The following is a 26,183-nucleotide window of genomic DNA, read 5'->3' as shown; positions in this document are numbered from 1 at the left end:
CCCGCCGGACCGAATCCGAGCGGGCGGGGCCGGCTGGGGGGCATCAGGGCAGGATCCGCAGGGCCAGGCCGTCCGTCAGGGCCAGGCCACCGACGGCGGCGCCGTCGATCACGAAGGCCTGGCTGAAGAGCTGGAGCCCCGCGAGGACCGGCGCCGCGGGGACGGGGGCCGCCATCGAGGCGTCCCCGGCTCCCGCGACCACCGCGGCCACCTGGGCCACCGTCGGCAGGCCCGTGTGGAGCACGCCGCCCGCGAAGGGCAGGCCCAGGTCGCTCGCGCCCAGGTGGATCAGGGCCACGGCGCCGGGCAGGGCGCCCGAGACCTCGAGGCTGAAGCCGGCGTTGCCGAGTTGGGGCAGGCCCTGGCCGAAGTGGCGCGGGGTCAGGCCGCCGGTGCCGGCGGAGCCGCCGCCGAGCCCCACGTAGGGGTTCACGCCGAAGACCTCGAAGCCCGACTCGCCGCCGGTGGCGACCACCAGGGACTCCACCGCCGGGTCGAAGGCCAGGCCGTTGATCGCGCTGCCGGCCGGGCTCGACCAGGCCTGGACGAAGCTGTCGCCCCCGTCGCCCGAGAGCATCAGGCGACCCGAGGAGTCACCGAACCACAGCACGCCCGGGGCGGTCGGGTGGAACTCTACGTCCGAGCGCGCGTGCCCGCCCGCGTGACGCAGGGACCAGGTCGCGCCCCCGTCGAGGCTGCGGTACAGACCGTCGACGCTGTCCGAGGCCCAGACCACCCCCGCCGTGTACGGGTCGAAGGCCACGAACTGCGGCGCGCTGCTGGCGGGCCAGGTGGTGAGGGGCGCGAAGCTGGCCCCCCCGTTCGTGGTCTCGATGAAGTTCCCGAACAGGGTGGCCGCCAGCCAGTGCCCGCTCTGGTGCGGATCGATGGCCACGTGGCTCACCGCCCCACCGTTGCTGGCCGGGAAGCCGGTCCACGTCGCGCCCGAGTCGATGCTCTCCATCAGGCCCGGGTTGCCGAAGCCGGCCGGCGAGAAGCTGGCCAGCATGTGGGTCGGGTCCAGGGGATCGATCGCGATCGACGTCGCTTGCCCCGCGCCGAAGTTCTCGACCGGCGTGGTGATCGTGTTGCCGCCGTTGGTGGCGATGCGAATCGTCGCGTTGTCCACGAAAGCCCCGACTCCGGCCAGGATCCAGCGATCGGGGTCATTGGGGTCGACCACGATGTCGTTGGTGTGGGCGCCGAAGTCGAAGTACCAGGGGTTCTGCTGGAGTTGCTGCGCGGGGCCGCCCGAGTCGTGCAGGCCCTTGCCGCTCGAGAACAGGCGCGCGCCGCCGGCCGCGGTGATCTCCACGTCCCACAGCTCGACCGTCGGCAGACCCACGGGCACCCAGGTGGACGTGCCGGAGGCCGCGCGGAAGATGCCCCCGCCCTCGGTGCCCAGGTAGCGATCGCCCCCCGCCGCGAATGCCAGGTCCATCAGGATCGGCTGGGACGCGGGCAGACTCGCGCCGGCGTTGATCCAAGTGGTCCCGCCGTTGTCGGTGAAGTAGAGCGCCGCCAGGTAGGCCAGCCAGATGCGGCCCGGCGTGGTCGGATCGGCGGTCAGGAACTGGGTCGAGCTGTTGATCGGTCCGCTCAAGGTCGACCAGGACAGGCTGCCGTCGGTGCTCTTGCGCAGCGTCCCGCAGCAGCCACCCAGGTAGACCACGCCGGGCGTGTTCGGGTCGGCCAGCACGGCCTTGGCCCAGGTGGTCTCGCCGCTCAGGTTGCTCCAACTCGCCCCGGCGTCGATGGAAGTGAACACGCCGTTGAAGGTGCCCACGTAGGCGCGGCCGGGCTCCGTGGCCGAGAAGCTGGCGCGGGTCACGCTCGACCCGCTGAACACGGGGCTCCAGGAGCCGCCGCCATCGATCGAGCGGTAGAGGGTGCTGGTCGTGTTGGCGAGCCAGATCGCGCCGGTGTCGTCGCAGGTCAGGCCCCGCACGCTGCCGTCGGGCGCGAGGCTGTTGGCGGACCAGGTCAGGCCGCGGTCGGTGGACTCGAAGACCTGGGAGCCGACCGCGGCGAAGAGGTGGTCCGCGTCCGTCGGGTCGCGCTCGAGGTCGGCGGCGAAGGACGAGAAGCTCGCCGGCGGCAGGCCGGCGCCGAAAGGCGCGAAGCTGCCGCCGCCGTTGGTGGTGCGGACCAGGCCCAGGGAGATCGAGCCCGCCAGGACCAGGTTCGGGTCGGACGGGTCGGCGTTGACGGACATCACGGAGCCCCCGAAGGGGCCCACCGAGATGCCGTCGCCGATCTGGGCGACAGGGAGGGCGGGGAGGGTCAGGAGCGCGGCGGCGCCGGCGAGGAACAGAGACATGGTGGGCTGGGGCGTTTGGGTCTGGGGTCGGACGGCCGGGGGCCAGGCGGGTCGGGATCGCGGGCGGGTCGGGCCGGAGTCAGCGCTCGATCGGCGCCCTCCGAGGGTCCGTCGCCGGCAGCGACCCACTGTGGACGAGAACTACGACTCCGTGGGGCGAGAGTTTCCAGGAAACTCCGTGGTAACCTTCGATCGGCACCAGGACTGGAATCCGAGCCCGCCCCCTCGCCACCCTCTGGCCCATGACTCCCGCGCATACCGACCCCCCGACGCAGGTCGAGCCTAGCCCGCCCACCGCCCCCGAGGCGGGCGCGGACCTGGAGCGGCGCGTGACCGAGGTCGGCCTGGCGCTGCGGGCCTCCCTGGACGCCCTGCTCGATTCCCTCGGCGGAGCCACCCGCCGGCCCCAGGCCCTGGCCGATCGCCTGGGGGTCGACAAGGTCCTGACCAGCCGCCTGCTGAAGGCCCTCGACGCCCGCGACCCGATCGCCGTGGTCCACTATGCCCCGGGGCCCGCGCCCCTGGCTCGGGTGCTCGCCGGCGCGCGGCGCGAGGGCGCGGCGACCCTGGCCCTGGCCGCCGCCGAGGCGGCGATCGCTGACTTCGAGCGACTGATCAAGGTCGAGGTCGGTGACCGCGGCTACCTGGACTCGATCCTCTCCGCCTGGCTGCCCGAGGCGCGCCGCGAGAACGAGCTGCGCTCGAAGCAGACAGCCTGGCGCGCCATGAGCCAGCTGCGCGGGGTCAGCGCCGACGTGGACTTCACCACGGTCCTGTTGCACCCCAACGACGACGGCGAGCACATCGACGTGATCTGGTTGATCGGCATGCTCGGCCTGCGGCGGCTGCGCCCCGGCGCGCGCGCGCGCTTCGCCACCCGCCGCAACGTCGGCGGCAGCGGTGGCGACCGCCGGCCCCGCACCCTCGACGGCGATCCCGTCGACGCGGCCCAGGTGCAGAGCCTGCGCCTGGACCAGTTCTGCCACGCACCGCCGGCGCCGCTCGATGTGGTCACCGCCGGCGAGGTGGTCCACTACTCCCTCGGTGGCCGTGCGTTCGGTCCCGAGTCGGCGGTGGACCTGGTCTTCGCCGAGGCCAACTTCGCCGAGCTCCCGCGCACCGTCCCCACCGGCAGCGGCCGCCGCGGCTACGTCTTCGCCGAGTGCACCACGCCCTCGCGCGTGCTGTCCTTCGACGTGCTGGTCCACGCCGACCTGTACCCGGACCAAGCGCCGCGCCTCGACATCTACGACACCGCCGGAGAAGGCGTCGCCTCACCCAACTCGCCCGAGCGCGACGCCGATCGCCTGGACCTGGCCGAGCAGGTCGAAGAACTCGGCCAAGGGCTCGATCGCGTGCGCGCCCGTGACATCCCCGACTACGCGGGCCTGCTGCGCCACGTCTTCGCGCGCACCGGTTGGGACGCCGCGCAGTTCCGCGGCTACCGCGTGCGCGTGGACTATCCGGTCTACGGCTCGCAGGTGACCCTCTCCTTCGCCGCGCCCGAAGGGGACGCGGCGAAGTGAGGGCCCCGAGCGGTCAGCTCCCCAGCAGGATCGCCAAGGCCTGCGACAGCACGCCCAGGCCCAGGGCCGGCCCACCGGTCTCGAATGCGAAGGCCTGCAACCAGACCTCGATGCCGGCCAGGCCCGGCGTAGCCGGAACCGCGACGTTCTGGACGTACTCGCCACCGAAGGAAGCGAAGCCACCGAGGAAGGGCGTGGGGTTCGCGATCAGGATCGAGCAGCCGCCGCCCAGGGGCAGGTTCGACGGACCGCTGCCCAGGTAGAGGTTCGTGAAGGCCAGGGGCGCGAGGCCGTCGACGGTCACGGTGAAGAGGTCGCCTACCGTCGCGGACCCGGCGGCGGCGATCGTCGGCGCCGGTGATCCGCAGCCCGAACCGAAGACCTGCGCCTTCCAGTTGCCCACATCGGGCAGCGCCAGGGCGTGCAGCTCGCGACCGTTGACGCCGTCGTCGGCGGAGAAGAAGACCAACTCGCCAACCAGGGTCGCGCCACCGGGCAGGCCCGCGCCGAGGCCGGGGTTCACGTCGGCCAACAGCACCGGCGCCCCGAGGTCACTGCCGACGACCCACAACTCAGGACCGCTCACGCCGTCGTCGAGGGTGATCAGCGCGCGCGTGCCGAGGCCCGGCTTGGCCAGGGATTCGAAGCCGAAAACTGATGCATACACCCCGTCCGCCGCGAAGGCCTGCGTCCCCGCCACGCTGCCGTCCGTGACCCACAGCTCGGGCTCGGCCAACACCTCCTGCTGGATGAAGAACAGGCGGTCGCCCGCCGCCACGGCGGCGCCGGGGATCGGGCCGCCGTTCCAGTCACTGGTGAAGCTCGTCAGTTGCAGCGTGCCCGCGGCCGTGCCGTCGGTCACGAAGAGCTGGCGCAGCTCGCTCACGTCCAGGGCCGAGAAGTAGAGCTGATCCCCGATCGCGACCAGGGGCCGCGGCTCCGAGCTGGCGATCCCGGGGCGCACGTCGACGGCGAGCTGGGTGCCAGCGGCGGTGCCGTCGGTGACCCACAGCTCGACGCCGGCGCCGGCTTGGTCGTCGGCGGCGAAGTACACGACGCCCCCGCTCGCCAGACCGTAGGCCGGCGACGAACCGCTGGCGCCGAAGCCGAGGTCGGCCAGCAACGTGGTCCCCGCTGCGGTGCCGTCGGTGATCCACGGCTCCCGACCCGCCACGCCGTCGTTCGCCGCGAACACGATGCGATCACCCACACGCCCCAGCACCGTCGGCTCGCTCGAAGCCGCGCCGGGATAGATGTCGACCACAAGGTGGGTTCCGACCGAGGTGCCGTCGGTGGTCCACAGCTCGCGCCCGAGGGTCGCGTTGAGGGCCATGAACAGGAGCTCGTCGTCGACCACCCCCAGCGGCGTGAACAGGCTCCCCACGACGCCCGGCGCGATGTCGGCCAGTTGGTGGGTCCCCGCGGCGGTCCCGTCGCTGACCCAGGGTTCGAAGCCCTGACCGGGGGCGCTCGCGCCGAAGATCGCCAGGTCGCCGAGGGCCTCGATGCGGCTCGGGTTGAGGCCGGCCGCGCCCGGGATGCCGTCGAGGACCAGGTGGGTTCCCGGTTGCGTTCCGTCGCTGACCCACAGCTCCGGCCCGGTGGAGCCGTCGTTGGCGCGCAAGAACAGTCGATCGGCGACCGCCGCGAAGTTGTCGGGCGACGAGCTGGCACTGGTGGGCGGGACGTTGATCTCGCGCAGCAGCGCCGTCCCGCCGGGCGTTCCGTCGCTCAGCCAGGGCTCGCGATCCAGACCGGTGACGTCCGCGTCGAACAGGACTCCCAGGCCGGTGCCGACCAGGGTCTGGGGCGCGGAGCTCGCCGTGCCCGGCTCGAGGTCGCCCGCGAGCAGCACCCCGCCGGGCGTACCGTCGCTCGACCACAGCTCATTGCCGACGTCGGCGCGGAAGGCGCGGAAGACCACCCGTCCGCCGCTGACCGCCAGCTCCGAGGGTGACGAGCTCCCCGCCCCCGCCACGATGTCGCCCAGAAGGTGCGTGCCCGCCACGGAGCCATCGCTGATCCAAGGCTCGATGCCCTCGCCCGGCGTGGTCGCGCGGAACGCCACCTGGCCGCCGAAGGCCGTCAGGTAGAGCGGGTTCGACCCGCTGGCGCCCGGCACCAGGTCGACGACCTGCGTGCCGACCGGAGTCCCGTCCGTCGAGACGAGCTCGCGACCGGTGTCCGCGCGGTAGGCGTGGAAGTACAGCCGTCCACCGGCCGCCGTGAGGTCGCGCGGGTCGCTGCCGCCGCTGCCCGGTTGGTGATCGACGAAGACCTGGGTGCCGGAGCTCGTTCCGTCACTGCGCCACAGCTCGTTGCCGAGGGTCGCGTCCTCGCCGGTGAACCAGATCGCCCCGGCGAACGAGGTCAGGTCGCCGATCGTCTCGAAGTAGATCCCGGTCACCGGCGCGACCGACGCGGTGCCGCCGGGGGTCCCGTCGCTCTTCCACAGGTCCCAACCGCCGAAGCCCGTCGACTTGGCGGCGAAGTAGACCTCGGCGCCCAGGACGGCCATACGCTCGCCGCCCGACGAGGACGAGGTGGCCCCCGGCGCGATGTCCGCCAGCCTCAGCGTGCCCGCGGCCGTGCCGTCGGAGAACCACGGCTCGCGCCCGTGCGCGGCGTCCCCGGCGAAGAAGACCAGGCCGCCGGCGAGGGACGTCAGCCCGTCGGGACTCGAGCCGACCTCGCCGGGGAACAGGTCCGCCACCAACTGCGTTCCGGCGGCGGTGCCGTCGGTGATCCACAACTCGCGGCCACTGGCCGGCGTCTCGGCCGCGAACGCGATGCGACCGCCTGACAGGGCAGTGAGAGCGAAGGGTGCCGAGCTGGCCGCGCCGGGGACGAGGTCGGCCACGAGCACGGTTCCCGCGGCCGTGCCGTCGGTGCGCCAGAGCTCGCGGCCGTGGACCACGTCGCTGGCCGCGAAGTAGACCTGGCCACCCGCTTCGACAAAGCCGGCGGGCGCGCAGGAGTGGTCGCCGGTGAAGGGCGAGGGGTCGATGTCGGCGACCAGGGTCTGGCCCTGTGCGTTGGCGGCCAGGGCGACGACGGCGAGCAGGCACGGGTGGGAAGTCCTCATGACGCATCTCTCCAGGTGTCCGGGATGTCCGAGCGGCGGGCGGGCCGATTGGAGGCCGTTCCGGCCGACCCTCCGACTCTGGCGCGCGCTGGCGTGACGTGGTGCGCCGGCTGCCGAATCTCCACCGCACACCCTCCCGCCGGGCCCTGGGCCACGGAGCGAACTCGCCCTCTCAGACGCCCAGGGCGAAGCGCGCCACCTGGCGGTGCTCGGCGCCTTCGGGGCGCAGCACGCTCCTGGACGTGGTCACCGCCGGCGAGGTGGTCCACGACTCCCTCGGCGGCCGCGCGTTCGGGCCCGAGTCGGCGGTGGACCTGGTCTTCGCCGAGGCCAAGTTCGCCGAGCTCCCGCGCACCGTCCCCACCGGCAGCGGCCGCCGCGGCTACGTCTTCGTCGAATGCACCACGCCCTCGTGCGTGCTGACCTTCGACCTGCTGGTCCACGCCGACCTGTACCCGGGCCAAGCGCCGCGCCTCGACAGCTACGACACCGTCGGCGAAGGCGTCGCCTCACCCAACGCGCCCGAGCGCGACGCCGATCGCCTGGACCTGGCCGAGCAAGTCGAGGAGCTCGGCCAGGGGCTCGATCGCGTGCGCGCCCGCGACGGACGCGGCGAAGTGAGGGCCCCGGGCAGTCAGCTCCCCAGGAGGATCGAGAGCGCGGGGGTGAGCGCCCCCAACCCGAGCACCGCCCCGCCCGGGTCGAAGACGAAGCCCTGAAAGGGAACTTCGACGCCGGCCAGGGCGCCCATCGCGGGCACCACCAGGTCGACCGAGAAGGTCCCAGCGCCGTCGCTCGTGCCGCTGGCGACGGCGAGGGGGTCGGCCACCAGGATCGCGCAGCCCGCGCCGAGCGGCAGGAAGGCCGGGCCCGAGCCCAGGAACAGGGTCGTCGGCGCCGCGACGGGAAGGTCGCTGAGCGCCACCTTGAACGCGTCCCCCACCGTCGCCGAGCCCGAGGCATCGATCGTGGGGACCACGCCCGCGGAAGCTCCGCAGCCCACCCCGATCAACTCGAGCTTCCAGTTGCCCGTGTCGGGCAGCGGCAGGGCGTGCAGCTCGCGACCGTTGACGCCGTCGTCGGCGGCGAAGAAGACCAGGTCCCCCGCCAGGGTTGCCCCGCTGGGCAGGCTCGGCGCGATCCCAGGGTTCAGGTCGGCCAGTTGCACCGGCGCCAGGAGGTCCTCTCCGACCACCCACAGCTCGACTCCCGAGACCCCGTCGTCGAGGGTGATCAAAGCGCGGGTTCCGAGCCCAGGCTTCTCCAGCAAGTCGAGGGACAGCACCGTCATGGTCACACCGTCGGTGACGTAGGGCTTCGTCCCGACCAGGGTTCCGTCGGTGAGCCACAGTTTCTTCTCCGAGTAGACCTCCTCCACGACGAAGAACACGCCCTCGCCCGCGGACACGGCCTGGTCGGTGATCGGACCGTCGGTCCGGTCGCTCTCCACGCGGGTGAGTTTGACGGTGCCAGGTGCCGAACCATCCGTCACGAAGAGCTGGCGCTGGCTGAGGGCGTCACGCGCCGAGAAGTAGATGCGATCGGCGATCGCGACCAGCGGGTGCGGATGGGAGCTGAAGGAGCCAGGCTGGACGTCCACGGCGAGCTGCGTACCCGCGACCGTACCGTCGGTGACCCAGAGCTCGACTCCCGCCCCTGAGTTCGAATCGATCGCTGCGAAGTAGACCCGGTCCCCCACCGTCAGGCCGAACTCCGGGCTCGAACTCGCCGGGCCGGACCTCAGATCCACCAACAGAGAGGTTCCCGCGGCCGTGCCGTCGGTGATCCAGGGCTCGACCCCGGTGGAGCCGTCCGTGGCCGCGAAGAGCAGAAGGTCGCCCAGCTGCCCCAGCGCGGCCGGCGAGCTACCGGCCGAACCGGGGTTGATGTCCGACAGCAGCTGCGTGCCAGCGGGCGTTCCATCGGTGGACCAGAGCTCAGCGCCAGTTGCCTGGTCATCGGCCGTGAAGAGCAGTCGGTCCCCGACCACGCCCAAGGGCACGTACTGGCTGTCGCCGAGGCCGGGCGCGATGTCGGCCAGCATCTGCGTCCCCGCGGCGGTGCCGTCGCTGACCCAGGGTTCATGGCCGAAGCCCGGCACGTCGGCGCCGAAGACCACCAGGTCACCGAGGGCCCGGATCGCGCTCGGATCGACCCCCTCGGGTCCAGCCATGATGTCGGCCACCAACTGGGTCCCCTGGGCCGTACCGTCGCTGGCCCACAGCTCTCGCCCCGTGGAACCGTCGTCGGCGCTGAAGTACAGGCGGTCGCCCAGCGCGCCGAAGTTCCCCGGAGAGGAACTGGCGCTGGCCGGCGGCACGTTGATCTCGCTCACCAGCCTGGTTCCCGCCGACGTGCCGTCCGTGATCCAGAGCTCGCGGTCGAGGCCGGTCAAGTCCGCGCTGAAGAACAGGCCGAGGCTCGAGGCGAACGTCTTCTGGGGAAACGAGTCGGCTACGCCGGGTTCGAGGTCGCTGACCAGCTCGGCGCTGTCCGGAGTTCCATCGCTCGACCAGAGCTCGTAACCCACGTCCGCCCGCGAGGCCTGGAAGTAGACCTTGCCTCCGAATTCCATGAAGTGCTTCGGCAAGGAGGCCCCGGGATCGATGTCACCGAGCACGTAGGTTCCCACCGCTGTTCCATCCGAGATCCAGGGCTCCGCGCCGAGCCCAATACTCTGGCCCCTGAATACGAGTCGGTCTCCAAAGGTGCCTAACTCGTAGAGACCGGAACCGATGGGTCCCGGGTTGAGGTCGGCGACCAGGTGGGTTCCCGCGACGGTGCCGTCGGTGACGCAGAGCTCAGGACCCGCACCAGCAACGAGTCCACTGAAGTACAGCTTGTTCCCAGCGACCTTCAGGAGCTTCGGTTCGAAGATGGCGGGGGCTCCCACGGCATCGAGGAAGGGCACCGTTCCCGCGGCGGTTCCGTCGCTACGCCAGAGCTTGGTTCCCGCGGAGAGTCCGTCACCTGCGGTGAACCAGACGGCGTCGTCGAACGCCGTCAGGTACTCGACCTCATTGTCGGAGAAGCCACCACCGCTTTGCGCCGTGACCATTGCGGTGCCCGAGACTGTGCCGTCGGTCCTCCACAGACTCCAATTGGGGCTGCCGCCGTTGATCGCGAAGTACAGGGTCCCGTTGACCTCTGGCATCTGCTGCATCGTCCACGAGTTCGCGCCGCCCGAGCCCGTGGCCGTACCGGAGGTGACCTCGTTCTGCCCCCCCGGAAGGTCCGCGAGCAGCGTAACCGCCCCCCCCGGCGTGCCGTCGGAGAACCACAGACTGCGGCCGACGGCCTCGCCGAAGTAGACCAGGCCGTCGCCGAGTGGAGTCAATCTAGAGGGGGCGTCCCCGACCGTCGGATCCAGGTCGACCAGCATGGAGGTTCCAGCGGCGGTGCCGTCGGTGATCCACAGGTCACGAGTAAACGCCAGCGTGGTCGCCGCGAAGGCAATTCGACCGTCGGCCAGCACAACCATGTGCTCGGGATTGGACGACGCTGCACCGGTCCGGAGGTCGACGACGAGCTCGGTCCCCGCCTCCGTGCCGTCCGTGCGCCAGAGCTCGCGACCGTGGACCGTGTCCTCGCCGCTGAAGTAGACGAAACCACCCGACTCGACGAGGTGCACCGGATCCGACGAGTACTCCTCGGTCACGGTCGACGAGTTGATGTCAGCCACGAGGGTCTGACCCTGGGCGGCGCTGGACAGGAGCACGACAGCGAGCAATCGGAGGCGGAGAATCATGGTTCCACTCGTTCGGAGATTCTTCGTGGGCACTCAATCGCGCGGCGGCTCAATCCGAGGCCGAGTCAGTCGCACCCACCTACCCTGGCAGATTCCGCTCGAGACCGCGCCCCTCTACCCTCCGGATTGCGATCACGGCGGCGCTCACGGCACCCGCGGGCCCCGGGATATCTCCGTTCTCAGACCGCCAAGGCGAAGCGCGCCACCTGGCGGTGCTCGGCGCCTTCGGGCCGCAGCACGCTCCGCATCAGGGACACCTCGCCGATCTCGAAGGGAGCGACGCCGGGGAAGGGCGCGCTCAACTCGAACGGCGTGGGTCGGGTGAAGCGGCAGAGGGTCAGGTGCGGCAGGAAGCTGCGCGGCTTGCGGCCCTTGACCACGAGCCGCGCGGCCAGGCGCCGGTGGAGCTCCGCCAGGGCCGAGGGGGCCTGGGCACCGGCCGCGATCAGGCGCGACGGGCCGCGCTCCGGCAGGGCCATCCAGCCGTCGGGAGCCAGCTCGAAGGCGCGCACCCCCGCCGCCGCGCGCTCGACCGACTCCGCCACCAGGGGCACGTCCCGCTCGTCGACCTCGCCCACGAAGAGCACCGTCAGGTGAATCTGGTCGGGGCGCGTGAGGCGGTGATCGGGCAGGTCCAGCCCATCCAGGGTCGCGAGCAGGTCGGTGGCGATGGCCAGGGGCGGGTGGACGGCGACGAAGAGACGAGTCACGTGGCCATGGTGAGCCAGGCCGCGCGCCTGAACCAGCACGGGGTCCTATCCCCGGCCATTCGCGGCAGCACCCTGGCCATCGGCGACCCCAGGGACGATACAAGGGGCACGCCTCGTATCACCTGGGCCACTGGTCCACTCTTCTCCCCCGAGCAGCCTTGACCGAATCGACCATCGCCACCGCGGACCACGTCCGTGAGCAACTCGACCTCTTCGAGACCGACGAGGACGCCATTCGGCGCGTCCTGGCGGTCGCCCTCGAACGGGGCGCCGATTTTGCCGACCTCTACTTCCAGCACCGCAGCGGGCGCTCGATCGGATTGGAGGACGGACTCGTCAGCCGCGCCTCCAGCTCCGTGGATCGCGGCGTCGGCGTGCGCGTGGTGGTCGGCGACCAGACTGGCTACGCCTACTCGGAGCGGCTCGAGCTCGAGCCGATGCTCGCCGCCGCGCGCACGGCGGCCACCATCGCGGCGGGCGGCAAGGCGGTCGCGCCCCAAGCTCTCCAGCACCGGGCGATTCCGCAGCTCTACCCACTGACGCGACAGATCGCCTCGGTCACGGTGGACGAGACCCTGCCCCTGGTGCGCCACGTGGAGCAGTTGGTCCGCGCCTGTGACCCGACGGTCGAGAAGGTCTCGGTCTCCTGGGGCGACTCCGACGACCGCGTGCTCCTGGCCAGCAGCGACGGCGACCTGTTCGGCGATCGGCGGCCGATGACGCGCCTGACCGTCGCGGTCACGTGCCTGAAGGACGGCGAGCGTCAGTTCAACTCCGGCAGCCTCGCCGGCCGGCGCGGGCTCGAGTGGTACACCGAGGCGCGCCTGACCGAGTTCGCCAAGGACCTGGTCGCGCGCACGCTGATCCTGTTCGAGGCGCGGCGGCCTCCGGCGGGCGAGCTGCCGGTGGTGCTGGCCGCGGGCGCCTCGGGCATCCTGCTGCACGAAGCGGTCGGCCACGGCATGGAGGCCGACTTCAACCGCAAGGGCATGTCGATCTACGCCGGGCAGATCGGCGAGACGGTCGCACCGGACCAGGTCACCATCGTCGACTCGGCCCTGCACCCGGGCGAACGCGGGGCCCTGGGCGTCGACGACGAGGGCCAGGCGACCGAGCGCACGGTGCTGGTCGAGAACGGCGTCATGCGCTCCTACCTGCACGATCGCATCTCGGCCAAGCACTACGGCGTCGAGCCAACCGGCTCGGGGCGTCGCGAGTCCTTCCGCCACGTGCCCATGCCGCGCATGCGCTGCACCTACATGGAGAACGGACCGCACACCCGCGAGGAGATCATCGCGTCGATCGATCGCGGCGTGATCTGCGAGAACTTCCTCAACGGCCAGGTGCAGATCGGCGCCGGCGACTTCACCTTCTTCGTCAAGAACGGCTGGCTGGTCGAGGGCGGCAAGATCACCGCGCCGATCAAGGACGTGAACATCATCGGCAACGGGCCCGAGGCGATCCGGCGGATCTCGATGGTCGCGGGCGACATGAAGCTCGACACCGGCGGTTGGACCTGCGGCAAGGAGGGCCAGAGCGTGCCGGTCAGCCAGGGCATGCCGACCGTGCTGGTCTCCAGCCTGACGGTGGGAGGCAGCAATGCGCAGTGAGCTCGAAGAACGCGCGGCGCGCGCGGTGCAACTAGCCAAGGACTGCGGCGCCGACGACTGCCTGGCGGCGGTGGCCTGGGGTCGCTCGGTGGAGCTCGGCTGGCACGCGAACGCCGTCGAGAAGGTGCAGGAGAGCGACAGCCTCGAGTTGTCCGTGCGCCTGTTCGCGGGCGGACGCTACTCGGCCCACTCGACCAACGACCTCGACGAGGGGCGACTGAAGCGCTTCCTCACCGACGCGGTGGCTTTGACCCGCGCCCTGGAGCCGGATCCGTTCCGCGAGATCGCGGCGCGGGAGCTCTTCGCGGGCCTGCGCAGCGTCGAGCTCGACCAGGTCGACGCGAGCCTCACGAGCCTCGACCGTGACCGCCGCATGGCGATCGCCGGCGAGCTCGCCACGGCGGCCGAAGCCGACGACGCCGTGATCGGCTCCAACTGCATGGTTTTCGACAGCGCCGGCGCGGCGGCCCTGGTCGGGTCCAACGGCTTTCGCGCCAGCCGCGAGAGCACCAGCCTGTGGTACGGGGCCGAGGTCTCGATGCGCGACGGCGAGCGTCGCCCGGAGGCGCATCGCTACGTGGGCGACACCCACGCGGCGGACTTGCCTTCGCCCAGCGAGACCGGCGCCGAGGCCCTGCGCCGCGTCAAGGCGCGCATCGGCGCGCGCAAGGTCTCGAGCCGGCGCGGTCGGATGATCCTGACCCCCGAGGCCGGCACCAGCTTCCTCGGGCGCTTGCTGGGCGCGATCTCCGCCAGCGCGGTGCAGCAGAAGCGCACCTTCCTGGCCGACGCCCAGGGCCAACGCATCGCCAGCCCGCTGCTGACGATGACCGACGATCCCTTCCGCAAGCGCTCCAGCGCCTCGCGCACCTACGACGGCGACGGCGTGGCCCTGGCCGAGCGCCGCATCGTCAGCGAGGGCGTGCTCGAGACCTTCTACATCGACTCCTACTACGGCAAGAAGCTCGGCTGGAAGCCCAACGGCGGCTGCACCACCAACCTGGTCTTCGGCCACGGCGACCAGGACCTGGCCGGCCTGCTCGGCGGGATCGACCAGGGCATCTGCGTCGAGTCCTGGTTGGGTGGCAACGCCGACATGACCAGCGGCGGCTTCTCCTTCGGCTTCGCGGGGCACCTCGTCGAGCACGGCGAGCTGACCGAGCCGGTGACGGAGATGAACATCACCGGCAACTACAAGGACCTCTTGCAGCAGCTCGTGGCCGTGGGCAACGACCCCCTGCCCTGGAGCACCTTCCGCACGCCGACGCTGGTCTTCGACGGCGTCGACTTCGCGGGGACCTGAGCCGGGGGCGTGGGAGTCCGTTAGCCTGGGGCCCGTCCCCCGGCTGTCGGATTCCCATGCGCTTGATTGTCCCCATCGCCCTGCTGGTGGCCCTCGTGGTCGCCGGCGTGCTGTTGTTCGATCGACCGCCCGCCACAAGTGAGTCGGCTACGCCGCCGGGTGCGGCACTCGCGAGCGCGGTCGAGGGCCGCTCGAGCCAAGTCAGCGAGCTCGAGTCGCAGGTCGCTCCGACCCCGGCTGCCGAGGCCCGGGTCGAGGTCCCGACTACGGCGCCGCCCGCGGCGGCCGGATCGGTAGGAACGGCCCTCGACGTGCGAGTCCTCGACGGCGACGGCCAGGCCGTCGAGCGCGCCCGGGTGCGAGTCTGGTGCGAGCAGGTCGAAGACGCCCCGCCAGTGGTGCGCGTCGACGGACACGGAGCGCTCGCCGAGACTCTCCTCGCCGACGCCGAGGGCCGCGTCGTGGTCGACGTCCCGCCCGGCGAGTACCTCCAGGTCACGGCCGATGGCGCCACTGGAACCAACTTCCGTATCAAGCGTTCGACGGTGCCGCCCCTCGAGGCGGGCGAGATCCGCGAGATCGAGATCCGCATCGAGCGGCCGCGCGGGAGCTTCCACGGCCTGGTGGTCGATGCAGTGGACGAGTCACCGCTCGCCGACGTCGCGATCCATGCCCGGCCTGCATCGACGATGATGCGCTTCGGTGGCTCGAGCTACATCGATCGCCAAGACTTCGGGCAAGAGGTCACTCGGACCGACCCATCCGGGCGCTTCGTCATCGACCTCGCCGATTGGGGCGACGGCTTCGCGACCGCGAAGGTCGTCGACCACGTGCCCGGCCAGTTCCGCGTCGACGAGGTGGGGCTCGATCCCGCCCGCCCGCTCCTGATTCGCCTCGACCGTGGCGCGAGCCTGGTCGGCACGGTCGACGGCCTCGCGCAACCCGCGACGATCACGGCGACGTGTGCGTCCTACCACCTGAACGCCGGCGGCGAGCCTGTCATCACAGGTGGCGACATCGCCTGGCGTGCAACCATCGACGAGCTCGACGGGTCCTTCGAGCTCGGGGGTCTGCTGCCCGAGACACCGCTCGTGGTCGAGGTGCTGGCCGGTCGGACGAGCCTGTTGCGTGTGCCGCAGGACCTGGTGTTGGAACAGGGCGAGCGGCGCGAAGTGCATTGGTCCGTAGCCTCCGGCGCGACGGCGCGGGTGATCGCCGTCGACGCGAACGGTGCACCCCAGCCGCAAGTGGTCGTTCGCCTCTATCCGGGCCCCGAGGTGCCGCGTCCGGGCGTCGTCCCCGACCAGGCCTCGACCCACGCCGCGGGCGAGACCGACGACTCGGGCACGATCGTGTTCCGCGACCTCCAACCGGGCCGATGGGTCGTGGCACCCGGGCACCTCCCGGACACTCCCGACGAACTGGCGGTGGCGTCCCTTGCGACGTTCTTCGACGTCGCGCCCGGCGCCGAATCCGTCGACGTCCGCGTCACCGTCCACCGCGGCCTTTGGATCACCGGTCGATGCGAAGGGCCCGACGGCCAGCCCATGGAGAGGTTCTACGTCTCGGGGGCCAAGATCGGGGGCGAGGCCGCCTCCGCGGGCGCGACGACCGACGCGGACGGCAACTTCCGCCTCGGCCCCCTCGTGCCGGGGCTGTGGCGCGTGAGTGCCTCGACCTCGACGAAGTCAAGTGGGCCCGCCCCGCCCGAGCCCCAGGACCTCCCCGCAGGCACCAACGGCGCGCAGTTTCGATTCCGCGAGGCGAGCAGTGTGACCGCTGTCCTGATCGACCCGACCAGCGGCGAGCAGTTGGGGGGACGGCTGGAGGTCCAGGCCATCGACTTCTTCGACTTCGACCGCCGCCTCGCCGACCCCGAACTTCCGACCCGCTTCGGCGGCCTGATCCCAGGCCGCTACAACTTGCTCGGCATCGCGGCCGACGGCCGCCGCGGAGCTGTCCGTGGCCTGCACTTCGAGGCCGGCGACAACCCGGGACCGATCGAGGTCCGCGTCGCGCCGGTGGGCGAGGTGCTGCTGCGCTACACCGGCCCCCAGGAGTACGCCAACGTCAAGGTCGAGCAGGACGGCGTGGTGTTCGACAGCGACGGACTGCGCAGCGGCACGAGCCAGGTCTTCGCTGCGCCGCTCGGACAGGTGACCGTGCGCTACTCCCGCTACCTCGGCGGCCTCGACGAGAACGGCGAGTCCCGCAAGCTCGTGCACGAGGAGTCAGTCGAGATCCGCGCGGGTGAGGTCGCCGAGGTGGTCTATCGGGTTGAAGACGAGTGATGCACCGACTTCATCCGGGTCAACGCGGACTCACGCGCTCGATCGTGCCCGTCTTCGTCGCGGTGGCCCTCGTCGTCGCCGCCCTGATCCTGTTCGATCGGAACACGGGCTCGAACCGTGCAGCGCTGCCGACGGTGCCCCCTGCGCCGAGTTTCACCGCGACGACCGAGACCGAAGGAGCCATGGCCGAGCTGGACCTGGTTCCGGATGGGACCACGGCGGCTCGGGTCGAAGCAGCTCAGGCCGCGGCCGGGGTCGAGACTCTGCTCGCGATCCGAGTGATCGACGGGTTCGGCGCGCCGCTCGCCGGTGCATCGGTGCGAGTCAATCTCAATGAGCAAGTCGATAGCGAACTCGCGCCGCCAGCGGCCGGTCGCGGCGCTGTCGAAAAGGACCTGATCGTGGGCAGCGACGGACTCGTTCTGGTCGAAGTCCCGCCGGACCAGAGGCTCCTCGTTTCGGCCAAGGGGCCCGAGGGGGCCTACTACCGCCCGAACCAATCGACCTGGCTGACCCTCAGCCCCGGCGAGACGCGTGAGGTGGAACTCGTCGTGGAGCGACCGAGCGGGACCTTCCACGGTCTGGTGGTCGATGCGGTCAACGGGCAGCCCCTGGCGGGCGTCTCGATCCGCCCGGTGCCTCCGCGTCGCCGCGGTTCCGCGACTGGCCCCGCCGTCGCGGCCAGTGGCGACGCGGACGCGGGCGTCACCCGCTCCGACTCCGCCGGGCGCTTCACCTTCGACCTCGCCAAGTTCGGCGACGGGTCCGCAACTGCAACGACCGCGGAGCGCGTCCCTGTCCGGTTCCGCGTCGACGAAGACGGGCTCGACCCCGAGCGGCCCCTGCTCATCCGCATGCAGCTCGCCGCAACGCTGGTCGGCACCATCCGCGGGCTGGACGAGCCCGCGACGATCACCGCGACCTGCGCCGCGCACCACCTGAGAGTCCGCGGCGAGGCCAACAACAACGGTGGTGATCTCGTCTGGCAGGCCCCCGTCGACGCGGTCGACGGCTCCTTCGAGTTGGCCGGCCTCCTACCCGAGAAGCCGCTGCAGATCGAGCTGCGCGCCGGCCGCGAGGTGCTCCAGCGCACGCCCCAGGACCTGGTGCTGAAGCCGGGCGAAAGACGCGAGCTGAACTGGTCGGTGGAATCCGGCGCGACGGTGCGGGTGACGGCCGTCGACGGGACCGGTGTGCCCCAATCGGGCGTCCTGGTGCACCTCTACCCGGGCTCTGCGTCCTGGCAGGTCGAGCTTGCCCCCCGGCAAGCCGACCCGCTCGACTCGGGCTCGACCGACGCATCCGGCGTGGTCGAGTTCCACGGGGTTCAGCCGGGTCGTTGGTGCGTGGCCCCCAAGAGTCTCCCGGGCATCGCCGACGAGAGCGCCATCGCGCCCCAGTTGACGAGGGTCGACGTCGATCCCGGCGACAGCGAGGTCGAAGCCCGCGTCGTGGTCCACCGTGGGGAGTGGATCGCCGGCCGCGCCGTGGACCACGAGGGCGAGCCCATCGGCGGCTTCACCGTCATCGCCTCGAAGATCGGCGGCGAGGCGGGGGCGCACTTCTCGGTCGCCAAGCAGGACGGCACCTTCCGCATCGGGCCACTCCTCCCGGGTCTGTGGCGAGTGCAAGCCTGGAGGCAGATCTCCTCCGGGTTCACGGCGCCGCCCGATCCCCTGGACCTGCCGACGGGCACCACCGACGCGCTCCTGCAGTTCCGCGTCGGGGCTCAGTTGAGCGCGATACTGGTCGACCCGATCACCGGCGAGCAGTTGGCGGGCGACCTCTGGCTCGAGGCTGGTCCCCTCGACTTCCGCCACGGGAACGCCCAGCGCTCGCAACCCACTGGATTCGGCGGTCTGGTCCCGGGTACCTACCAACTCAGCGGGATCGCCGACGACGGTCGACTGGGCGTCGTGCGCGGCCTGCAGTCGAGGGCGGGCGAGACCCTGGAGACGATCGAGGTTCCGGTCGCTCCCGGCGGCGAGGTGCGCGTGCACTACGAGGGCCCCCAGGAGACCGCTGTCGTCTACATCGAGCAGGACGGTGTTTCGTTCACGTTCGACAGCGTGCGCAGCGGCACGAACAAACTGCTCGCCGCCCCCCTCGGGCAGGTCACGGTGCGCTTCTCGCGCTACCTGGGCGGCCTCGACGAGAGCGGCGAGCCCCGCAGGCTCGTGCACGAGGAGACGGTCCAGGTCCGGGAGGGCGAGGTCGCCGAGGCCGTCCTTCTGGTCGAAGACGACTGACCCGGCGACCTCGCCCCACCATCAGCTCAGCCCTCGATCACGAGCTCGTGGGCGTCGGTGAAGACGATCCCGCTCGCGGCGAGGGAGACGCCCTGGACGACGATGCTGATCCCGGCCAGGCCGGCGGGGATCACGACGTCGACCGACGAGCCGCCCAGGGGCAGATTGACCGGGTTGATCAGGTTCAGCGCGCCGTCGAGGGTCACGACGGGCAGCAGCGCGTCGAGCCACAGGCCGGCGAAGAAGGGACTGGCCTGGACCGTCCCGGGCACCACGCCCTGGGCCAACAGCGCGAAGGGCTGCAGCTCGAGGGAGCCCGCGGGCGAGGCGACCTCGAGGGTGGCGACGTCACCGGCGACCGCGGCCTTGACGAACTCGCCGGGGAAGGCGTTGGGGGCGCCGTTGACGCCCGTGCGCAGCGCCAGGTCACCGCCGACCGCCGGGTAGGGCTTGGCGTCGAGCTGCCACAGGGCGTCGTTGCCGCTCGAGGGGTGCTGGATGCAGACGATGAAGCGGTAGGGATCGTTGGGGTCGGCGAGCAGGCCGGTCGGCTCGGAGCCGTCGACGCCCAGGCTCGCGAAGATCCCCATGCCCTCGGCGACGCCATCGCCGTCGGCGTCGACGCACTTCCAGATGTCGCCGGGGCCCTCGTCCTCGAGGATGTAGATCGAGCCGAAGGCGTCGATCGCCAGGTTGTCGGGATCGTCGAAGTTGGTCGCCGAGTCCGGACCCGGGCTGGTGGTCGGCTCGTTCTGGGTCGGGTTGACGTCGAGCCCCGTGGCCAGGTCGATCGTGTCGAAGTTGACGAACTCGCGCACGAAGGCCGTGTCCGCGCTCGTCAGCTCGATGGAGAGCACGCGGTTCTCGCTCGTCAGGGTGCAGTAGACGACCTCGTTGCCGTTCGCCAGGAAGCCGACGGCCAGGTCCTCGGGGCGACCGTAGGGCGTGCCGACCAACTCGTCGGCCGCCGTGCGCCCGCCGGTGGTATTGACGAAGGCGAAGGGATCGGCCGTGGTCAGGGCCACGCCGTCGGCGTCGGTCAGCGCCACCCACGAGGCGGCGCCGAAGCGCGCAGCCGCCAGGTTTGCGGCGTTGTCCCAGTTGGCCGAGGCATCGACCGTGGAGTCCGCGGCGAAGGCATCGACGCTGAGCACGAAGCTCTGCCCCACCGAGAGATCGCCGGCGACCTTCGGTACGAACTTGTAGAGCGAACCGGAGTTGTCCTCGTCGACGAAGTAGACCTCGCCGCCGGCACCCAGGCGCAGCCCCTCGTGGCCCACGGCGGGGATGTTGGAGCGCCAGACGACGGTCGGGGTGGCGGACTTCGGATCCAGGATCTCGAACAGGCGGCCGCCGGTGGTCTCCTCACCGGTGAGGACCGAGCCCCAGGGCGTGAGGGTGGCCGGGTCGAGGCGGGCGTAGTCGTCGTTCGTGGCGCTCCAGGCCAGGGGGTCGGACTCACGAACCCCAGAGCCATTGCCTTCCAGCAGCACCTCGAAGGTCCCGTCCTGGGTGTCGTAGCGGAACACCCCCGCGCCGCTGGAGACCTCGGCGGGGATGAAGACGAAGCGGCTGGTCTCGTCGAAGGCGACCATGTCCCAGTTGCTGAAGCTGGCGGGCAGGCCGAGGGGTGTCAGCGTGTCGCGATCGGTGATCAGGGTCTGGATCACGCTGGTCGGAGTCAGGAAGGGCGCCGTGGCCTCGGTCGGAGTCGTGTCACCGGCGGTCGCCGGCAGGGGGAACGTCTGGCCCAGGGCGATGCTCGCACTCGCGGGGATCGTCGCCAGGACCAGAATTTGAGACTTCAGCATGTCGGGAGTCGGACTGCCCAAGTGGGCGGATGCACGAAGGACGACGGGTCGCGTCGATGCGCGAACTCACCCGTCGTCACGGCGCACAGCCTCGCTGTCCGACATCAAGTCCCGCGCAGCGCCCGGTCAGCGACGCGAGAAGTGCGCGCAAGGATCCGTACACACTCGGGCCACGCGCTTGGTGTGCGATTGACCCACGAACGACCGCAGCTTCGCGCGCCATTCGCACTGGCCTCACACCCCGCCGCTCTCGCGCGCGCGCGTCAGTTGACGACCGTCAACTCGTGCGCTTCGGTCAGGGTCAATCCACCCGCACCGATCGTCACCGCTTGAATGGCGATCGAGAAGCCGGCCAGACCACTGGGTACCACCAGGCTCGCGGACGAGCCGCCGCCGGGCAGGTTCACCGGCGCGACGAAGTTGGTGGTGCCATCCAGGATCACCGCGGGCCACAGCAGGTTCAGCCACGACCCCGCGATGAACGGGCTCGGGATCAAGCCACCCGCAAGGGCGCCCTGGCCGAAGACGATGTACGGCTCGCCCAGGTGCGTCCCGCCCGGGGACTCGACCTCGAGGGCCACCGTGTCGCCGGCGCCGGCGGCCTTCACGAACTCACCGGGCAGGGCGACCGCGGGTCCGTTCACGCCCGTGCGCAGCACCAGGTCATCGTCCGATCCCGGATAGGGCCGCGTGTCCAGCGCCCACAGAGCGTCGTTGGCGCTGTCGGGGTGCATCACGCACAGCCAAAAGCGGTAGGGGTCGTTCGGATCGGCGATCAGCCCCGTCGGCTCGGTGCCGGCCACCCCCAGGCTGAGCCAGATCCCCATCCCCTCGGCCACGCCGTCGCGGTCCGCGTCGACGCACTTCCACACGTCGCCCGGGTTCTGGTCCTCGACCACGTAGATGTCGCCGAAGGCATCCACGGCCAGGTTGTCCGGATCGTCGAAGTTGGTCGCGGTGTCCGGCCCGGGGCTGACCGTGGGGCTCTGCTGCAAGGGGTTGACGTCGAGGCCGGTGGCCAGGTTGAGCGTGTCGAAGTCCACGAAGACGCGCACCGTGCAGTGCGTCGGGTCGCTCAACTCGATCGAGACCACGCGGTTCTCGGAGGTCAGCGAACAGAACAGCACCTCGTGGCCATTCGCGAGGAACGACACCTCCAGGTCCTCCGGCCGGCCGTAGGGCGTGCCCTTCAGCTCGTCCGCCGCGTTGCGACCGCCGGTGGTCGTCACGAAGGCGAAGGGATCCGCCGCGGTCAGGGCAACGCCGTCCGCGTCGGTCATGGGCACCCAAGTCGCGGCGCCGAAGCGACTCGCCGAGAGGTTCACCGGCGCGCTCCAATCCAGGGCCGCGTTGGCCAGGGGGTTGGCGGCGTAGGCGTCGACGCGCAGCACGAAGGACTGGCCCACCGACAGGTCGCCCGGCGTCTTGGGCGCGAACTTGTAGATCGAGCCCGAGTTGTCCTCGTCGACCATGTAGACGTTGCCGAGGGAGTCCAGGCGCAGGCCCTCGTGGCGCAGGGCGGGGATCCCCGAGTGCCAGACCACGTCGTAGGGGCCGCCGGTCGCGAGGGGGTTTCGGACCTCGAACAGGCGCCCGCCGGTGGTCTCCTCGGCAGTCAGCACTGACCCCCAAGGCGTCCAAGTGGCCGGGTCGAAGCGTCCGAAGTCGTCGGTGGCCGCGCTCCACTGGGCGGGGTCCGATTCACGCACGCCGCTGTTGTCGCCGACCATCAACAGCTCGAAGCTCGAGTCCTGGGTGTCGAAGCGGAACAGGCCCGAGCCCTGGGAGACCTCCGCCGGCACGAAGACGAAGCGGCTGGTCGGATCCAGGGCGATCATGTCCCAATTGCCGAAGGTCGCGGGCAGGCCCTGGAGTGTCAGGGTCAGGCGGTCGGCGATCTTGGTCTGGGTGACGCCCGCCGGAAGCAGGAAGGGAGCCGTGCCCTCCGTCGCGGTGGTGCTGCCCGTGGTCGCCGGAAGGGGATAGGTCTGCGCGGCGGCGGTACCGGCGCACAGCAGTAGGGGAACCAGCAGCTTGGTGAGCATCATGGGCGGGTCTCGGGGAGGAGCGTTCGCGGTCACGCTCATCCTAGATCTCCGGTTCGAAAGTTCGGCGGCCCAGGACTCAGTCCCGGACGGTCGCGGTTCCCGTTCGTCTGCTCCGCGATCCTCGGCAGGGGGATACGACGGTCGCCATGGACCGAGACGCAGCGCCCGACCTCGAGATCGCGCCGCGAGCCGTCTGCTCTACCTGCGTCGAACGACAGCCGGCGTCGGGGCTATCGCGGCCCGTTCACGAAACGCCGATGGCGCTCGCGAACCAGTGCTCGGGCAGTTGTGCCCGCAGCTCGGCCTCGTAGGCGCGCCAGGCGCCCACCCGCAGTCGCTCCGCCGCGGGCGCCGGCGATGTGCGCTCGGGCAGTGCGAGCCCGGCGAACTCGCACAGGCGCCGCTGCTGGATGCTCGGCTCCCGCACCAGGTCCGCCGCGTCGACCTCGAGCAGCGGCAACGACAGGACCTTCCGCCAGTGCTCCATCAAGCGCGCGGCATCGCCCTCGTGCTCGACGATCTCCGCCAGCGAGCCGCTCCAGGACAGGTCGACCACGCCGCGGTGCATCAGCAGGTCCTCTAGTGCCGCGTCGCGGCGGTCACGCCGCACGTGGATCACCCGCGCGTCGGGCAGGCAGCTCGCGACCAGACCGAGGTAGAGCCCGTTGCCCGCGCTCACGTCGAGGGTGCGCTGGCCCCGCGCGGCGCTGCCGACGAGCTCCACGTAGCGGTGGGCCATGCCGGCCCAGTGCCCGCGCTCCAAGCGCTCGCAGCCCAAGGGAAAGGGCAGGCCGACCGTGGGCTCGACCTGGGCCGCCAGGGTCGCCAGGTGTCCCGCTTCGGTGCGCGCGGTCGAGGGGTGGTTGCCGAGCAGGCCGGCCACGTGGTCGAGGGCCGCGCTGGGCGTGCCGACCACGACGATCGGCGCCGAGCCGCGCAGCCCCGCGCCGCGCGCCTGGGCGAAGTAGGTCGCGTCGAAGGTGGCGATGGTCTGGTCGACCTGGGCGCTGATGGAGGTCGCCGCGTCGCCGGTGGCGGTCAGGGCGTTGCCGGCCGCGGCCTGGACCAGCGCTTCGGGCAAGCCGCGGCCGCGCAGGACCTCCGCCAGGGCGTGGTGCAGGTTGGCGAGCCGCACGCGGTTCCCCGCGGCGCTGGCGGCGCTCAACTCGGCGCGCAGCTCGGCCTCGTCCAGGGGCTCGCCGGCGCGCGCCAACTCGTACCAAGCGCGCGATTGACCCATGGGGTCCATGGACGCCGCGCGGGCCAGGCGCAGGGCCGCCCGCTCGCCGTTGCCGCTGGCGCGGTCGATGGCGGCGGCGACGTTGTGGAGGGTCGCATCGGCGGGCGCGAGACCCAGGCCGTGGTCCACGGCCCGGCGGGCGCCGTCGACATCACCCGAGGCCAGGCGCGCCCGCGCCAGGATGCCCAGGAGCTCGGCCGTCATCGGACCCAGGGCCAAGGCGCGGTCGATGGCACCGAGGGCCGCGCTGGGCCGCGACTGGTCCAGCTCCAGGGTCGCCATCGCCAGCCAGGCCTCGCGTTGGAGGGGGTCCGCCGCGAGGGAGCGCTCCAGCACCAACCGCGCCCGCGCGAGGTCACCGCTTTGGGCCAGTGCCCCGCCGAACGCGGTCAGGGCTTGGCTCGAATGGCCATCGACGCGAACGGCCGTCGCGAACAGCCGCAGGGCTTCGTCCACCCGACCGGCGACGAGGCTGGCCTCACCGGCCCGCAAGAGGTCCTCGGAGGTCGGCGCCCCCGGACGGCTGGAGGAGGGGATCAGGTCCGAGGGGTGCATGCGGGGTGGTTATCGGAGGCCCCCGCCGGCGCTTGAGCGTCGATTCGAGGCCCCCCGCGCCCCGTCAGCTCCCCGCGTCCAGCAGCTCGACCAGCGTCTCCCCGAGCAGCCGGAACTCCTCCGACCGACCGGACGCGCGGCGCCAGACCAGGCCCACCTCGCGGTGCGGCCGCGGGTGGGTGAAGGGCCGCACCTCGATCGCGGCCCCGTGCATGGACTCCACGTCGATGGCGATCTCGGGCAGCAGGGTCAGCCCCAGCCCCCCCGCGACCATCTGGGTCAGGGTCCCCAGGCTGGTGGCGCGCATCTGCATGTTCTCCACCGCGCCGGCGCTGCCGCACAGGGCCAGGGCCTGGTCGCGCAGGCAGTGCCCATCCTCGAGTAGCAGCACGTCCTCGTTCGCCAAGTCGGACTCCTTGAGGCGCCGGCGCTTGGCCAGCGGGTGGTCCGGCGGCAGGGCCACGTGGAAGTCGTCGTTGAACAGCAGTTGGGCCTCGAAGTCCCCGGTGACCGGCAGGGCCAAGAGGGCCACGTCGAGCTCGCCGGACCCCAGGCGCTCGAGTAGCAGGTGCGTGAACTCCTCGCGCAGGTACAGGCGCAGCTCGGGGAAGCGCGAGCGCAGGCCCGGGATCACCCGCGGCAGGAGGTAGGGCGCGATGGTCGGGATCACGCCCATCCGCAGGGTCCCCACCAGGGGCTCGCGCCCGGAGGCCACGGCCGAGAACAGGCCGTCGACCGCCGAGACGATGTCGCGCGCCCGCGCCACGACCTGGCGCCCGGTCGCCGTCAACAGCACCTGGCGCCGATTGCGCTCGAAGAGCTGCACGCCGAGCAGCTCCTCGAGGGTCTGGATCTGGGCGCTGAGGGCCGGCTGGGTCACGCCACAGGCCTCGGCGGCGCGGCGGAAGTGCAGGTGCTCCGCCACGGCCAGGACGTATTCGAGCTGGCGCACGGTCGGTCGATTGGGCGGCGAGTGGGTCCCATCACGGCGGTGGTCGGCCATGGGGCCTTGATAACCCAAAGCGATCCTGACTCGCAATCGAAGCGATTGGATTTATCACCGATCATGGCCGATCTTCTCCTGCACGGCGCGCTGCGAAGCGTGCCACCAACCAACCGCCACAGGACTCCCACCATGCTCACCGTCGGCAACCGCCTCCCCGAATTCGACCTCCAGGCCACCGTGGACATCGAGAAGCCCTCCACGGCCTTCGCTCGCATCACCCACGAGAGCCACCCCGGCAAGTGGCGCGTGATCTTCGCCTGGCCCAAGGACTTCACCTTCATCTGCCCCACCGAGATCGCCGCCTTCGGCAAGCTCGAGCGCGAGTTCGCCGATCGCGACACCCAGATCCTGGGCCTGTCGACCGACTCCGAGTTCGTGCACCTGGCCTGGCGCCAGAACCACGACGACCTGCGCGACCTGCCCTTCCCGATGCTGGCGGACGTCAAGCGCGAGCTGTCGCAAGCCCTGGGCATCCTCGACGAGAAGGAAGGCGTGTGCCTGCGCGCGACCTTCATCGTCGACCCCGAGGGCGTGATCCAGCACGTGTCGGTCAACGGCCTCGACGTGGGTCGCAACCCCCAGGAGACTCTGCGGATCCTGGACGCGCTGCAGACCGACGAGCTGTGCCCCTGCAACTGGCAGAAAGGCGACGACACCATTCAAGTGGCCTGAGAGGAGACG

The 26,183-nt window shown here is 71.2% G+C and carries 15 protein-coding genes; 7 read left to right on the top strand and 8 right to left on the bottom strand.

Annotation, left to right across the window (positions count from 1 at the left end; genetic code table 11):
• Positions 1–43: 43 nt before the first annotated feature.
• Positions 44–2,320, bottom strand: coding sequence for a WD40/YVTN/BNR-like repeat-containing protein (locus Pla133_RS04820; RefSeq protein ID WP_145063023.1), 2,277 nt, complete (start codon positions 2,318–2,320; stop codon positions 44–46).
• Positions 2,321–2,562: 242 nt separating this feature from the next.
• On the opposite strand from Pla133_RS04820, the gene Pla133_RS04815 reads away from it, so the two are divergent.
• Positions 2,563–3,846, top strand: coding sequence for a hypothetical protein (locus Pla133_RS04815; RefSeq protein WP_145063021.1), 1,284 nt, complete (start codon positions 2,563–2,565; stop codon positions 3,844–3,846).
• A 13-nt stretch (positions 3,847–3,859) separates the two neighbouring features.
• Here the strand turns inward: Pla133_RS04815 and Pla133_RS04810 are convergent, their stop codons facing one another.
• The gene (locus Pla133_RS04810) at positions 3,860–6,931 is read right to left on the bottom strand and encodes an ELWxxDGT repeat protein (RefSeq protein WP_145063019.1); all 3,072 of its coding nucleotides are present in this window, start codon (positions 6,929–6,931) and stop codon (positions 3,860–3,862) included.
• Positions 6,932–7,173: 242 nt separating this feature from the next.
• On the opposite strand from Pla133_RS04810, the gene Pla133_RS04805 reads away from it, so the two are divergent.
• Positions 7,174–7,650 carry a hypothetical protein gene (locus Pla133_RS04805; RefSeq protein ID WP_145063017.1) on the top strand — a complete coding sequence of 159 codons (477 nt, stop codon included), beginning with the start codon at positions 7,174–7,176 and terminating at the stop codon, positions 7,648–7,650.
• Here the strand turns inward: Pla133_RS04805 and Pla133_RS04800 are convergent.
• Complete coding sequence (locus Pla133_RS04800; RefSeq protein ID WP_145063015.1) at positions 7,566–10,679, bottom strand: ELWxxDGT repeat protein; 3,114 nt, start codon at positions 10,677–10,679, stop codon at positions 7,566–7,568. The two genes, Pla133_RS04805 and Pla133_RS04800, sit on opposite strands and share 85 nt — an antisense overlap.
• A 179-nt stretch (positions 10,680–10,858) precedes the next feature.
• The gene (gene thpR, locus Pla133_RS04795; protein ID WP_419192140.1) at positions 10,859–11,389 is read right to left on the bottom strand and encodes an RNA 2',3'-cyclic phosphodiesterase; all 531 of its coding nucleotides are present in this window, start codon (positions 11,387–11,389) and stop codon (positions 10,859–10,861) included.
• A gap of 158 nt (positions 11,390–11,547) precedes the next feature.
• On the opposite strand from thpR, the gene Pla133_RS04790 reads away from it, so the two are divergent.
• Genes Pla133_RS04790 through Pla133_RS04775 form a run of 4 tightly spaced genes read left to right on the top strand, consistent with a single transcriptional unit; the run spans position 11,548 to position 18,842 of the window.
• The gene (locus Pla133_RS04790) at positions 11,548–12,999 is read left to right on the top strand and encodes a TldD/PmbA family protein (protein WP_419192139.1); all 1,452 of its coding nucleotides are present in this window, start codon (positions 11,548–11,550) and stop codon (positions 12,997–12,999) included.
• The gene (locus Pla133_RS04785; protein ID WP_145063008.1) at positions 12,989–14,302 is read left to right on the top strand and encodes a TldD/PmbA family protein; all 1,314 of its coding nucleotides are present in this window, start codon (positions 12,989–12,991) and stop codon (positions 14,300–14,302) included. Before Pla133_RS04790 ends, Pla133_RS04785 begins: the two co-directional genes overlap by 11 nt.
• A 56-nt stretch (positions 14,303–14,358) precedes the next feature.
• On the top strand, positions 14,359–16,593 hold the full coding sequence (locus Pla133_RS04780; protein ID WP_145063006.1) for a carboxypeptidase-like regulatory domain-containing protein: 2,235 nt from the start codon (positions 14,359–14,361) through the stop codon (positions 16,591–16,593).
• On the top strand, positions 16,593–18,842 hold the full coding sequence (locus Pla133_RS04775) for a hypothetical protein (RefSeq protein WP_145063003.1): 2,250 nt from the start codon (positions 16,593–16,595) through the stop codon (positions 18,840–18,842). The genes Pla133_RS04780 and Pla133_RS04775 overlap by 1 nt, the downstream gene beginning before the upstream one ends.
• A gap of 26 nt (positions 18,843–18,868) precedes the next feature.
• On the opposite strand, the gene Pla133_RS04770 is transcribed toward Pla133_RS04775, so the two are convergent.
• The 4 genes from Pla133_RS04770 to Pla133_RS04755 all read right to left on the bottom strand — a co-directional run bounded on the left by Pla133_RS04770 (position 18,869) and on the right by Pla133_RS04755 (position 25,499).
• Complete coding sequence (locus tag Pla133_RS04770; protein ID WP_145063001.1) at positions 18,869–20,653, bottom strand: alkaline phosphatase PhoX; 1,785 nt, start codon at positions 20,651–20,653, stop codon at positions 18,869–18,871.
• 263 nt (positions 20,654–20,916) lie between these two features.
• On the bottom strand, positions 20,917–22,701 hold the full coding sequence (locus Pla133_RS04765) for an alkaline phosphatase PhoX (protein WP_419192138.1): 1,785 nt from the start codon (positions 22,699–22,701) through the stop codon (positions 20,917–20,919).
• A gap of 244 nt (positions 22,702–22,945) precedes the next feature.
• Positions 22,946–24,496, bottom strand: coding sequence for a tetratricopeptide repeat-containing sulfotransferase family protein (locus Pla133_RS04760; RefSeq protein WP_145062997.1), 1,551 nt, complete (start codon positions 24,494–24,496; stop codon positions 22,946–22,948).
• 64 nt (positions 24,497–24,560) lie between these two features.
• Positions 24,561–25,499, bottom strand: a complete 939-nt coding sequence (locus Pla133_RS04755) for a LysR substrate-binding domain-containing protein (protein ID WP_145062995.1) — start codon at positions 25,497–25,499, stop codon at positions 24,561–24,563.
• A gap of 132 nt (positions 25,500–25,631) precedes the next feature.
• On the opposite strand from Pla133_RS04755, the gene Pla133_RS04750 reads away from it, so the two are divergent.
• Positions 25,632–26,174 carry a peroxiredoxin gene (locus Pla133_RS04750; RefSeq protein ID WP_145062993.1) on the top strand — a complete coding sequence of 181 codons (543 nt, stop codon included), beginning with the start codon at positions 25,632–25,634 and terminating at the stop codon, positions 26,172–26,174.
• The last annotated feature ends 9 nt before the right edge of the window (positions 26,175–26,183 follow it).

The organism is Engelhardtia mirabilis (assembly GCF_007748095.1).
Lineage (GTDB): Bacteria > Planctomycetota > UBA1135 > UBA1135.
The sequence above is the reverse complement of the archived record's forward strand: the minus strand, read 5'-3'. Positions and strand labels throughout refer to the sequence as shown.